The 11,710-nt window shown below is 69.4% G+C and carries 9 protein-coding genes; 7 read left to right on the top strand and 2 right to left on the bottom strand.

Annotated elements, in window-relative coordinates:
- Positions 1–159 precede the first annotated feature (159 nt).
- Positions 160–747, bottom strand: coding sequence for a DinB family protein (locus QM582_RS17875; RefSeq protein ID WP_415086682.1), 588 nt, complete (start codon positions 745–747; stop codon positions 160–162).
- Between the two features lie 227 nt (positions 748–974).
- On the opposite strand from QM582_RS17875, the gene QM582_RS17880 reads away from it, so the two are divergent.
- The 6 genes from QM582_RS17880 to QM582_RS17905 all read left to right on the top strand — a co-directional run bounded on the left by QM582_RS17880 (position 975) and on the right by QM582_RS17905 (position 8,312).
- The gene (locus QM582_RS17880; RefSeq protein WP_415086684.1) at positions 975–2,267 is read left to right on the top strand and encodes an extracellular solute-binding protein; all 1,293 of its coding nucleotides are present in this window, start codon (positions 975–977) and stop codon (positions 2,265–2,267) included.
- Positions 2,267–3,226 carry a carbohydrate ABC transporter permease gene (locus QM582_RS17885; RefSeq protein ID WP_415086686.1) on the top strand — a complete coding sequence of 320 codons (960 nt, stop codon included), beginning with the start codon at positions 2,267–2,269 and terminating at the stop codon, positions 3,224–3,226. The genes QM582_RS17880 and QM582_RS17885 overlap by 1 nt, the downstream gene beginning before the upstream one ends.
- Positions 3,223–4,098 (top strand): carbohydrate ABC transporter permease, encoded by an 876-nt coding sequence (locus QM582_RS17890; protein WP_415086688.1) that lies wholly within the window; start codon positions 3,223–3,225, stop codon positions 4,096–4,098. Before QM582_RS17885 ends, QM582_RS17890 begins: the two co-directional genes overlap by 4 nt.
- Complete coding sequence (locus QM582_RS17895) at positions 4,095–5,744, top strand: beta-N-acetylhexosaminidase (protein ID WP_415086690.1); 1,650 nt, start codon at positions 4,095–4,097, stop codon at positions 5,742–5,744. Before QM582_RS17890 ends, QM582_RS17895 begins: the two co-directional genes overlap by 4 nt.
- Positions 5,741–6,598: an IclR family transcriptional regulator gene (locus tag QM582_RS17900; protein WP_415086692.1), complete on the top strand. Its 858-nt coding sequence runs from the start codon at positions 5,741–5,743 to the stop codon at positions 6,596–6,598. Before QM582_RS17895 ends, QM582_RS17900 begins: the two co-directional genes overlap by 4 nt.
- 172 nt (positions 6,599–6,770) lie before the next feature.
- Positions 6,771–8,312 carry a phytoene desaturase family protein gene (locus QM582_RS17905; RefSeq protein WP_415086694.1) on the top strand — a complete coding sequence of 514 codons (1,542 nt, stop codon included), beginning with the start codon at positions 6,771–6,773 and terminating at the stop codon, positions 8,310–8,312.
- A gap of 6 nt (positions 8,313–8,318) precedes the next feature.
- Here QM582_RS17905 and QM582_RS17910 read toward each other — a convergent pair whose 3' ends face one another.
- Complete coding sequence (locus tag QM582_RS17910) at positions 8,319–9,641, bottom strand: lyase family protein (protein ID WP_415086696.1); 1,323 nt, start codon at positions 9,639–9,641, stop codon at positions 8,319–8,321.
- Between the two features lie 600 nt (positions 9,642–10,241).
- On the opposite strand from QM582_RS17910, the gene QM582_RS17915 reads away from it, so the two are divergent.
- Entirely contained in the window at positions 10,242–11,522 is a 1,281-nt protein-coding gene (locus QM582_RS17915; RefSeq protein WP_415086698.1) for a DUF222 domain-containing protein, read from the top strand.
- Positions 11,523–11,710 lie beyond the last annotated feature (188 nt).

Below are 11,710 nucleotides of genomic sequence, written 5' to 3' on the forward strand. Positions count from 1 at the left end.
ATGGGCGCCGTAGCGAGCGGCACCAGATGGGTGCAATGGCAAGCCGGGAACGCGAAGGCGTACCGGGTCGTACGGTGAGCGGGTCCGGCGAAGCCAGTGCGCCCAGCTGGGGTCGCGCAGTAGGCGCCAATCGGTGGATCGAGGCTAAGAATGCGGCGATCAGTCGGCATGCTCGCGGAACCGCTCGGCGATGGCCTGCAGCTCGCGGTGTTGCTCGGCCCAGCCCGCGGCGTCCAGTTCGGCGAGGTTGTCGACGCCGGGACGCATGCCGGCCGCCCCGTCGATCGCCTCGCGGACGATGTCGGCGTGCCCGGCATGCCGGTGGGTCTCGGCGATCAGGTGCACCAGCACCTGGTGCAGCGTGACGTCACCCCGCTCTCCCCACCACGGCACCCTGCCGGGGGCGTCCAGGTCGAGCGCGGCGACGGTGGCGGCGCTGTGCCGTCCGGCCCCGCGATAGAGCTCGACGATCTGTTCCACGCTCTCGTCGGCGGTGGCGAACATGTCGGCGTTCGGCGGCTGGCCCGGCTCGTCGTACCAGGGCAGCGGGACGCCGGACGGCCGCCCCATCACCTCGCCGAGGTAGCCCAGTTCCACACTGGCCAGGTGTTTCACCAGGCCGAGCAGGTTCGTCCCGGTGGCCGTCATCGGACGGCGCAGGTCGTACTCGCTCAGGCCCTCCAGCTTCCACAGCACGGCCTCGCGGCCACCTTCCAGGTAGCTCAGCAACACGTCCTTGGGTTCCATGGCGGATCCTCCTTCTCCGCGCACTCTGCCAGCCGCCGCCGACAACTCCGCCGATCGGCACCGGAACCGACATCGACGGCGACCCGCAACGGACCCGTAACCGGCTGGCGACACACGTGCTGCACTGCAAAACGTTGACCTGCACCTGTTGTCGGACCGACGTTGGCTGTACGTACTCTTTGCGCCAAACCGGGCCACCCTCCGCCCGGCCAGTTCAGGGAGGAACGATGAAGAATATTCGGCTCGCCACTGCGGCGCTCGCCGTCACTGCGCTCGGCCTGACGGCCTGTGCGCCCCCGACTGCCGGCGGTGGCGGACCCACCGCCGACAACACCACCGGCACCTTGCGGGTCTGGCTGTTCTCCGAGGTCAACCAGGATCCGAAGACCGCCGTGGTCAACGACGCCATCAAGGAGTTCGAGGCCGCGCACAGCGGCAGCAAGGTCGAGGTCCAGTACATCCCGGTGGAGAGCCGGGCGGAGCGGTTCAAAGCCGCCTTCAACGACCCGTCCAGCGCTCCGGACGTCGCCGAGTTCGGCAACACCGACCTGGCCAACTACGTGGCGGCCGGCGGCCTGGCCGACGTCACCGACGTGATCAAGGGCTGGGACGAGGGCAAGGATCTGGACGCCAAGATCCTCGCCACCACCGATGTCGGCGGCAAGAACTACGGCATCCCGTGGTTCGTCGGCGTCCGGGCCCTCTACTACCGCACCGACCTGTTGAAGGCCGCCGGGCTCGAGGTTCCGACCACGCTGGACGAGGTGGAGAAGGCCGCCAAGACCCTGCGGCAGAAGAACTCCGGCATGCTCGGCATCGCGGTCGGCGGCAAATCGCAGTTCTCGGCGATGCCCTACCTGTGGGCCTACGGCGGCGACATCGCCACCGAGAAGGGCGGCAAGTTCACCTCGGCGCTCACCTCCGAGGCGTCCCGCAAGGGCGTCACCGCCTACACCAACCTGATGAAGGACGACATCTGCCCGCCGCAGACCTGCGCGGAGATGACCGGCGGCGCAGCCGTCACCGCCTTCAACGCCGGTGAGGCCGCGATGACCATCGGCGGCGACTTCAGCTACAAGGCGGTCGCCGACAGCAAGGTCAAGGACAAATTCGCCGTGGTCGCCCTGCCGGGGACCAGCAAGGGCAGCATCGCCCCGGCCTTCGCCGGCGGCAACAACCTGGGCATCTTCAACCAGACCCAGAACAAGACGCTGTCGGCCGACTTCGTCAAGATCCTGGCCAGCAAGAAGTACCAGGAGAAGATGTTCGGCGCGATGGGCAACCTGCCGACCTTCGGCGACGTCCAGCAGAAGGTGGCCAAGGAGAACGCCTACCTGAAGCCGTTCGTGGACACCCTGGCGGCCGGCACCAAGTTCGTCCCGGTCACCGAGCACTGGGCCACCATCGACGCCCAGGGCATCTTCACCGGCATGTACCAGAAGGTCGCCTCCGGCCAGGCCACCGTGGACGCCGCCACCACCGACGCCGCAGCGGCGATGGACAAGGTCTTCGGTTCCTGATGACCACCGCAACCCCCACCCTTCCGACCCAGCAGGGCAAGCGCCCTGCTGGGCGGTCGGGGCTGCGTGCGCGTCCGATCGAACCCTGGATCTACCTGACCCCGGCCTTCCTGGTGATGCTCGGGCTGCTCGGCTACCCGATCTTCCAGCTGGTCAACATCTCGCTGTACGACTACCGCCAGGCCCAGGTGAGCGGCAACGCGCCGCTGCGGTTCCTCGGCCTGGGCAACTACCAGCAGCTGTTCAACGATCCGCAGTTCTGGTCGGTGCTGGCGAACACCGTGGTGTTCGCGGCGGCGCTGGTGGTGGTGACCATCCTGGTCGGCGGCTGCCTGGCGGTGCTGGCCACCAACCTGCGGCCCTGGGTGCGGACCACCCTGTTCGTGGTGTCGATGGGCGCCTGGGCCACCCCGGCGGTGACCGGCAGCGCGGTCTGGCTGTTCCTGTTCGAACCGACCGTGGGCCTGGTCAACAAGACCCTGGTCGGCATGGGTTTCAGCAATTTCGCCGGCTACTCCTGGACCTACGACAAGCTCAGCGCGTTCGGGCTGGTCGCCAGCGAGGTGGTCTGGTGTTCGTTCCCGTTCGTGATGGTGACCATCTACGCGGGCATCCAGGCGATCCCGACCGAGGTGATCGAGGCGGCCCGGCTGGACGGTGCCACCATGCCGCAGATCGCCCGGCTGATCATGCTGCCGATCCTGCGTCCGATCATGATGATCGTGGTCATCCAGTCGATCATCTGGGACTTCAAGCTGTTCTCGCAGATCTACATCATGACCAACGGCGGCGGTGTCGCCGGCCAGAACCAGGTGCTCAACGTCTACGCCTATCAGCAGGCGTTCGCCGCCAGCCTGTACGGCCTGGGCGCCGCGCTGGGCGTGATCATGACCGTGCTGCTGCTGTTGATCACCCTGGTCTACCTGCGGACCATCCGTCGCAGTGGGGAGGAGCTATGAGCTTCGTCGATTCGACCGCCGTGGTCGGCGGACGCAAGCGGGTGAAGTGGGTGGCGGACACCGTCGGCCTGCTGATCGCGCTGATCGTCGCCTTCCCGCTGTACTGGATGCTGCTGTCGGCGATCAAGCCCAAGACCGCCATCGACGCCGGCGACTCGCTGCCGTTCACCACCGCACCGTCGCTGGAATCGTTCCTGCGGGTGCTGCAGGTGAACGACTTCGCCCGCTACTTCGTGAACTCGGTGGTGGTCGCGCTGGCCGTGGTGCTGGTCTCGACCGTGCTGGCCTTCCTCGCCGCGGTGGCGCTGACCCGCTACCAGTTCAAGCTGCGGACGACCATGCTGATCACCATCCTGGTGGCCCAGATGGTGCCGATCGAGGCGCTGACCATCCCGATGTTCTTCATGATGCGTCAGGCCGGCCAGGTGTTCCCGCCGATCGGCCTGAACCACCTGGGATCGCTGGTCGTGGTGCACGTCGGCTTCGCCATCCCGTTCGCGGTGTGGATGCTGCGCGGGTTCGTCGCGGCGGTGCCGATCGAGCTGGAGGAGGCCGCCCGGCTGGACGGCGCGTCCGGCTTCACCTTCGTCCGCAGCATCCTGTTCCCGCTGGTGGCGCCGGGCGTGGTGGCCTGCTCGGTGTTCTCCTTCATCTCCACCTGGAACGACTTCCTGTTCGCCAAGACGTTCATCATCTCGGCGCAGGAGAACCAGACCCTGCCGCTGGCGATCCTGACCTTCTTCAAGCCGGACGAGAACGACTGGGGCGCGATCATGGCAGGATCGGTGATCATGACCATTCCGGTGCTGATCTTCTTCATCTCCGTCCAGCGCAAGCTGGTCTCGGGCCTGGCGGGAGCCGTCAAGGGATGAACCACCTGCTCCTCCCCGCTCCCCTGGAGACGAGCGAACACGGCGGCCCCGGCACCCTGCCCGGGGCCGCCACCTCGCTGTACCACGACCCGCAATTGGCCGGCGCCGCGCGGCTGCTGGTGCAGACGCTGGGCGCCGCCACCGGCTGGAGCCTGCTGCCGGCGCCCGCCGACCAGGCCGACATCGTGCTGCGCCACCGCGCCGACGTCCCGGACGGGCCGGGCACCGTGCAACACCACGAGGGCTACCGGCTGGACACCACGTCCGGGCGGGTGCTGATCGAGGCGGCCGGCGAACCGGGCGCCTGTTACGCCGTCCAGACGCTGCTGCAGCTGCTCGGCGAGCCGGCCTTCCGGCGCGCCCCGGCGTCCGAGGTGAGCTGGACGCTGCCGGCGGTCACCATCGCCGACGCGCCGCGTTGCGGCTATCGCGGCGTGCTGCTCGACGTGGCCCGGCACTTCATCCCCAAGAACGACCTGCTGGTGATGATCGAGGCGCTGGCCGCGCACAAGCTGAACGTGCTGCACCTGCACCTCACCGACGACCAGGGCTGGCGGATCGAGATCCGCCGCTACCCGGAACTCACCCAGCGGGGCGCCTGGCGGGCCCGCAGCGCCCGCGGCGACTGGCGCGCCGGGCACTACGACGAGACGCCGCACGGCGGCTTCTACAGCCAGGGCGACCTGCGTGAGATCGTCGCCTTCGCCGCCCAGCGGCAGGTCACCATCATTCCCGAGATCGACGTGCCGGGACACAGCCAGGCCGCCATCGCGGTCTACCCGTGGCTGGCCGGGCTGGCCGACGACGAGGCCCCCGAGGTCTGGGATCGCTGGGGCGTCAACGAACTGGTGCTGGATCCTTCGGAGGCCAGCCTGGAGTTCTACCGCGCCGTGCTGGACGAGGTGCTGCAGCTGTTCCCGTCGCCGTGGATCGGGCTGGGCGGCGACGAGGTGCCGCTGACCCAGTGGGAGGCCAGCCCGCAGGCCCGGCAGCGGGCCGCCGATCTGGGGTTGCCGGACGTGGCCGCCCTGCACGGCTGGTTCCTGGACCGGCTGGCCGACCACCTGCGGGCGCACGGACGGCGTCCGGCGTTCTGGGACGAGGCCGCCGAGGGCGATGTCGGACGGGGTGCGCTGATCCACTGCTGGCGGGAGTACTCACGGGGCGTCGAGGCGCTCGCCAAGGGCTTCGACGTGGTGATGTGCCCGGAGCGGCATCTCTACTTCGACTACGCCCAGTCGGATTCGCCGGACGAGCCGATCCCGGTGGGCCGGGTGACCACGCTGGAGTCGGTGTACGACTTCGACCCGATCCCGGCCGGGCTGGACGACACCCTGCCGGGGCGGCTGCTGGGCGCCCAGGGCAATCTGTGGACCGAGCAGCTGGACAGCCCGCGCCGGGTCCAGTACGCCGCCTTCCCGCGGCTCTGCGCACTGGCGGAGAATCTGTGGTCGCCGGCCGAGACCCGCGACTACGCCGATTTCGCGCTGCGGCTGGAGACCGCGCACCTGGCCCGGCTGTCGGCGATGGGCGTGGAGTACCGGCCGCTGTCCGGGCCGCTGCCCTGGCAGAAGCGTCCCGGCGTGCTGGGCACCCTGCACCACGGCCTTCCCACCGACGCGACCGGCGGCGGGCAGTCGTCGTGACCGCCCGGCCGCGTAGCGCGCGGAGCAGCAGCGAGCGCCCCTCGGCCGGCCGGAACTCGTCTGCATCGCTGCGCAAGGCGCTGCTGTTGCTGAGCGTGGTGGCCCGGCACGGGGTGCACGGGCCCTGGCTGACCCTGGGTGAACTCAGCGACCAGGCCGGGGTGAACAAGAGCACGGTGCTGCGGCTGGTGGCGCCGCTGATCGAGGAGAACCTGCTGGAGCGGGACGCCGAGACCGGCCGCTTCCGGCTCGGGTTCGGCTGCCTGCAGCTGGGGCAGGCCTATCTGCGCGAGATCGACCTGCGCACGGTGGCCCGTCCGGAACTGCGGCAGCTCACCCGGACCACCCAGTTCACCTGCCATCTGGTGGTGCGCAGCGGCACCAACGTGGTCTACGTCGACAAGGTGGAGAACGAGTCGACGGTGCGGATGGCGTCCCGGATCGGCGCCAGCGTGCCGGCCTACTGCACCGCGGTGGGCAAGGCGTTGCTCGCCCACTCCCCCGAGGACGTGGTCGCGGCGGTGCTGGCCGAACCGTTGACCCCGGTCACGCCGCGAACCATCACCGATCCCGACGACCTGCGCCGCGAGCTGCGCACCATCCGGCGCCGCGGCTATTCCATCGACGATCGCGAGAACGAGCCCGAGGTGCGCTGCGTGGCCGCCCCGATCTTCGGCGTCGACGAACGGGTGGTCGGCGCGCTCAGCGTGTCGGCGCTGGCGTCCCGGATGACCCCGTCCAAGGTCCGCGAGATCGGCCCGCTGGCGGTCCAGGCCGCGCAGCGGGTGTCCGGACGGATGGGTTCGATCACCGGGGGCCAGGGCTCGCCGGAGCCGAACGGGCCGGCGCGCTGAACCTGCGTCCTGATTGCCGGCCGCCGCCCGATGCGGCGCCGATCCGTCGCCCTAACCGGCAACCGGAATCGGGGCGCCGGCTGCGGACACCGGCGTCCACTCGCGACAATGGGGGACGACCGCCGCGCAGCGTCCGGCGTCCGATACAGACATTCAACGAGTGAGGCATTCGATGCAGAAGACGATCGCGATCATCGGCGGCGGCCACAACGCCCTGACGGCGGCGGCCTACCTGGCCCGGGCCGGGGCGGCGGTGACCGTGCTGGAGCGGCTGGAGACCCTGGGCGGTGCGGCGCTGTCGGCACCGGCGTTCCCCGGTGTCGACGCCCGGTTGTCGCGCTACGCGTATCTGGTCAGCCTGATGCCGCGGCAGGTGATCGACGACCTGGGCATTCCGTTGCGGCTGGCCCGGCGCCGCTACTCGTCCTACACCCCGGTGCCGGGCACCGACCGCGGCCTGCTGGTCGACAACGGCGACCCGGCGGCCACCCTGGCCTCGTTCGCGTCCGTCGGTGCCGCCGCGGACGCCGCCGGCTTCGCCTCGTTCTACGACCGCACCACGGCCGTTGCGCAGGCGCTGTTCCCCACCCTGACCGACCCGCTGCCCACCCGCGAGCGGGCGAAGGAGCTTGTCGGAGCCGATTGGGCGGCACTGTGCGAGCGTCCGATCGAGGAGATGATCTCCGACGCCGTCGCCGACGACCTGGTCCGTGGGGTGATCGCGACGGACGCCCTGATCGGCACCTTCGCCGCCGTCGACGATGCAAGCCTGGAGCAGAACCGCTGCCTGCTGTACCACGTGATAGGCGGCGGCACCGGCGACTGGGACGTCCCGGTGGGCGGCATGGGCGTGGTCAGCGACGGCCTGCGGACGGCCGCCGAGGCGGCCGGCGCACGGTTGATCACCTCCGCCGAGGTGACCTCGGTGACCCCGGACGGTGAGGTGGTCTGGCGCCAGGGTGACTCCGAGCACCGGCTGGGTGCGGATCTGGTGCTGTGCGGCGCGGCGCCGTCCGTGCTGTCGCGGCTGCTCGGCGAGACCCCGGCCCGGGTCGAGGGCGCGCAGGCCAAGGTGAACATGCTGCTCACCCGGCTGCCGCGGCTGCGTCAGCAGATCGCCCCCGAGGCGGCGTTCGGCGGCACCTTCCACATCAACGAGACCCTCACCCAGTTGAACGCGGCCTTCACGCAGGCCGTCGGCGGGTCGGTGCCCGATCCGTTGCCGGCTGAGATCTACTGCCATTCGCTGACCGATCCGAGCATTCTCGGCCCCGAACTGCGCACGCAGGGCTGGCAGACGCTGACCCTGTTCGGACTGCATGTGCCCGACCGGCTGGTGGACAGCCACGGCAACGACGCGCTGCGCGCCGAACTGCGCGCGGCAGCCCTGGCCACCCTCGACTCCGTGCTCGCCGAGCCCATCGAGCCGTTGCTGGCCACCGACGGCAACGGCGAGCCCTGCCTGGAGGTGAAGACCACCCGCGACATCGAGGACGCGCTGGCGATGCCCGGCGGGAACATCTTCCATCAGTCCTTGTCGTGGCCGTGGGCGGACGCCGACGACCCGCTGGACACCCCGGCCCGCCGCTGGGGCGTGGACAGCGGCCACGACGGCATCCTGCTGTGCGGCGCCGGCGCCCAGCGCGGCGGCGGGGTCAGCGGCGTGGGCGGTCACAACGCCGCCATGGCCGCGATCGAGCTGCTGGGGCTGTAGGACGGACTACCTGTCCCCGGCCGTCGCGCCGGCGGCAGCCCGGGCCTGCTCCGCGGCCGCTCGAGCCACCTGTTCGCTGAGGCCGGTGTAGCGGGTCGGGTCGAGCAGCACCGCGATCTCGTCGTCCGACAGCACCGTCGTCACCCGCGGGTCGCGATGCAGCGCCTCGCTGAACGTGATGGCTTCGCTGTTCACCCGTTCGACCGCGTGGTGGACGACGTGGTGGGCCTCCTGGCGTCCGAGCGCGTCACCGAGGCGTAACATCACCGCTTCGGCGTTGATCAGCCCGCCGGTCAGATCCAGATTGGCCCGCATCCGCTCCGGAGCGACCTGCAGGCCGCGAAGCAGCCCGACCACGGCGTCCATGGCTTCGGACGCGCCCACGCAGGCCTGCTCCAGGCTGCGATCCATCAGAACCGACCGGGTGCCGTCCACCTCATGCGACTGCAGCATGGCCTCCAGCGCGAGCGGCACCGCGGCCCGCGCGTGCGCCGCGGCGATGATCGTCGCGCCGACGTGCGGCGCGATCCGCTTCTGCGGCATCGTGGACGAGCCCACCTGGCCGGGCGGAATGGCCTCGCAGGCCTCGCCGTGCTCGGGTGTGTTGAGCAGCTGCATCTCCTCGGCGATCGTCTGCGCGGTCGCGGCGATCAAACCCAGCAGCAGCACGAACTCGGCGAGGTGATCGACGACGGCCCGCGACGGCACCGCCATCGGGGACAGTCCCAGGCGTACCGCGACGTTCGCCTGCAACTCGATGCCTCGGACGCCGAACGACGCGAACGTGCCCGCCGCGCCCCCGGTCATCGACTGCAGCAGGCGGGGTTCGAGTTGGAGCAGCCGCTCGTGGTGCCGGACGAACTGGTCGCTCCAGGCCGCCACCTTCAGCCCGAAGGTGATCGGGACGGCGTGCTGCCAGTGGGTGCGTCCGGCCATCGGCAGCCCGGCCGTCCGGTCGATCAGCTCGGCGGCGGCGAGCAGCGCCTCGCGCACCGACCGCAGAATCGTCGCGTGCACGTCGCGGAGGATCAGGATGTCCCCGGTCTGCTGAATGTTCTGCGTGGTGGCACCCCAATGCACCCACCCGCCGTGCTCGCCGACGACCTCGGCAAGCTCTTCGACGAGCGCCATCATCATGTGCCCGTGGGCCCCCACCCGGGCGGCGAGCCGGTCCGGGTCAAGAGTCGCAGCGCGCGCCGTCGCGGCGATCCGGAGTGCGGCGTCCGCCGGAATGAGCCCCATCTCCCCTTGTGCCTCGGCCAGCGCGGCCTCGACCTCGAGGTACCGTCGCCGCTTGCTCTCCGGCCGGAATGCGTCACGAACGTTCATCGGGCGGATGTTCATCGGTAACGGCTCCTGGGTTCGAGGGACGTCGGCGAGTTTATATTCACCCACTCGATCTATACCGGGGTCGGCTCGGCAGCAGGCGCGTTCGACGGGTCCGGACGATGTCGGCGACCACGATGTCGGCATCGGTCGGTCCGTCCGGGCCCCCGTGGGGGCTCGCCGTGGCGCTGGTCCCGAGGAGTCCGCGACCTCGATCGTCGAGCCGCGGGCTATCTGGCGGAATGTGGGTCGCTACGAACCATGGCACCTCGATACAGCGGCCAAAGCAGTGGCCGCCCGCAGGATTCTGGCCGGTCGTGCTTTTGTCGTCGCCCAGTCGCCCAGTCGCCCTTCGTCACCCCGGCGCCCTTCATCCCGGGCTCCTTCGCCATCCTGGCGAATGCCGGGATCTCCGGTCACCTGCGCGACCAGCGCGACCCCGGGTGTTGTCCCAGTGTTGTCCGAAACGGGTGAGGTGTTGTCCGTCGAAAGACGACATCGTCGGGGGCCCTGCTGGTGCGAAAAGTGTCAGAGCCGCCGTTTAGCGTTGTCGGTATGAGGCACACGGCAGGGACGGTGACGGCAGCGGAGTTCGCTGCTGCTGTGACCGGCCTGCTCGACCAGATCAATGTGGACGATGTGGTGTTGTTGCCGGATCGGAAACAACTCGACCTGGTAACGGACCTGCTGCACGTGCAGTCACGGATCGCGGGTGTGTTGCACGCGGTGCTGGGTGCTGTTGATCGCAGCGACGCCGCGATGACGGCGCATGGTGTACCGACCGTGTCGTGGTTGGCTGGGGAGCTTCGCTACACCCGGACCCAGGCCTCCGCCATGGTGCATCAGGCACATGATCTACATCGGTTCGGCCAGGTCGGCGACGCCCTGATCGAGGGCCGGATCAATGACCGGCAAGCCGCCGCCGTGACCCAGGTGTTGCGGAAGCTGCCGACCGGTCTCGGCCCGGTAGCCGAGTCGGAGGCGCAGGCGACCATGGTCGGGTTCTGCGACACCTTCGACAGCCAGCACCTCGCCGGGCTCAGCAGGCATCCGCTCGAAGTCGTCGCACCCGAGATCGCCGAGGAAGCCGAAGCGGAACGCATCGCCCGCGATCTGCGCGACGCGACCCGGGACCGGCACCTGAACTTCACCGACAACGGTCACGGCTCCACCCTGATCAAAGGGTCGCTGCCGGCGGCGGACGCTGCCCTGCTGAAGGCGCAGATCGACGCGATCGCGCAGCAGATGCACCGCACCGCGCTGGAACTCCGAGATCCAGGAGTGGAGCAGCCGTCCTGGCCGCAACGCCGCGCCGACGCCCTGGTCGAACTCGCCCGGCGAACGGCCGTGCAGCAGGTCGCACCCAGGCATGGTGGTGACCGGCCCCACGTCGTGGTCACCATCAACTACCAGGATCTGTTGAACGACTGCCATGGCGCCGGGCTGGTCGACGGCACCACACTGACCCCCGGTCAGCTGCGGCGGTTCGCCTGCGACGCCGGCATCCTCCCCGTCATCCTGGGCCGGGCATCCCAGGTGCTGGATGTCGGCCGCGAGGAACGCCTGGTGACCCCCTCGATCCGGCACGCCCTCCATGTTCGTGACCAAGGCTGCGTCTTCCCGGGCTGTAATCGACCGGCCGTCGATTGCGATGCCCACCACATCCAACCTTGGCAGCAGAAAGGACCGACAGCGCTGCACAATCTGTGCCTTTTGTGCAAGCATCATCACAATCTGCTCGAACCCGACCAGAAACGAGTACCAGAGTTGCAATGGGAGATCAGAATCGCTGCTGACGGAGTACCGGAAGTGATTCCACCACGTTTCGTCGACAAACATCGACGACCACGACGCCACCAACGATTCCGACAACCCACCGGATAGCGACATCGGCCAGGACGACGAGAAGCCTCGCGTCATCCCGGGCTCGGCCCCGCGATCTCGACTAGGGCCTGTTACGGAAGTGGTTTGTGGGGTGTCGCGTGTCGGTGCGCGAGGGGGTGAGGCTCCCGGGGTAGACGGGTTGGTGTCGAAGCAAGCTCCTTCTTCCCCAGGAGGCCTCGTGTCCACGA

This window comes from Micropruina sp. (assembly GCF_047607385.1).
In the GTDB taxonomy this organism is placed as follows: domain Bacteria; phylum Actinomycetota; class Actinomycetes; order Propionibacteriales; family Propionibacteriaceae; genus Micropruina.